Source organism: Methanothermococcus thermolithotrophicus DSM 2095, assembly GCF_000376965.1.
Lineage (GTDB): Archaea > AGJL01 > Methanococci > Methanococcales > Methanococcaceae > Methanothermococcus > Methanothermococcus thermolithotrophicus.
Genome location: NZ_AQXV01000001.1, coordinates 1 through 1158, shown reverse-complemented (window position 1 = coordinate 1158; position 1158 = coordinate 1). Strand labels below are relative to the sequence as shown.

Below are 1158 nucleotides of genomic sequence, written 5' to 3'. Positions count from 1 at the left end.
GTAGCTGCTGCAGACTCAGACTATGCAAAAGGATTTATTAATGGTAGTGACAAACTTAAGGTTACAGATGAATTAGCCAGCGGTAGCATACAAGATGTGAACGACTCCGATTTTAATGCTACATCATTAGGTGACGTTAGCACAATGTTGAAAGTAACTGACATTGACCCATCAGACTGGTACAGCAACGACGACGATGCGGGAGAAGTCGTATTTACAAGAATTGTATATGACAGCGATAAATTATCAATAGACGAAGACCAAATATTATATGCATCAATTGCATACAAAAATGACGAAGATGTATTCAACGATAATAACACAGTTACCTTAAAACCTGGTATGAGAATACCATTCCTTGGTGAAGAGTACGCTGTTGTAAAAATCGACGATGAAGATGACATAATATACCTCGGTAAAGAAGCAAAAGATGGTGTTTTAAAAGAAGGAGAAACATTCGCAGTTGGAAACGGCTACGAAGTTAAAATAGCAAGTATTTTAAAGAGTGGAGATACATCAACTGAATACAGTGTTAACGTTCAAATATTAAAAGATGGAAAAGTTGTAAAAGAAAAAACTGATACAGTTGGCGGTAGTAGTTCAGCACAGTTAAAACTCGCATACAAAGATGTTGGTGTTGTTGTAAACGATGCATGGGAAGATATTGCAGGAACAACAGGTTACGCTGAAGTATTAATTACAAAAGATACCAAAGCTCTCGAACTTGGTGAAGAATACATACCAGACTGGGAAGCATATGCAGCACTCAACAATAGTGATAAATTAGAAATCAAAAAAGATATTACCGAGTCTGATAAAGCTAATATAATAGGTATTGCATTAAAATACGTTGGAGACAAGAAGAAGAAGTTAGGAGATAGAGACGAAGTAGATATTGCAAACTATCTCAAATTAGTATTTGACGACGAAGACAAGAACGACGTATTAAAAGTTAAATTCTTGATGGACGAATCAAAAGAAGTAACATTAGACATTGGTCAAAAAGCAACAGTATTAAACGCAGAAGTTAGATTAAAAGACATCTTAGCAGATGCACAACAATCAGTTAAATTAACAGCACCAATTGCAAAATTGGACTCAGAAGTATCATTAGATACTGCTGACAAAAACTTAATCTTAGTTGGTGGACCAGTTGTA

1 protein-coding gene is annotated in these 1158 nt (G+C 35.4%); it reads left to right on the top strand.

What is annotated here, in order from left to right; all coding sequences use genetic code 11:
- Positions 1 to 1158 (top strand): S-layer protein (locus tag F555_RS0100005; protein WP_018153184.1); only part of this gene is annotated, 1158 nt, incomplete at both ends.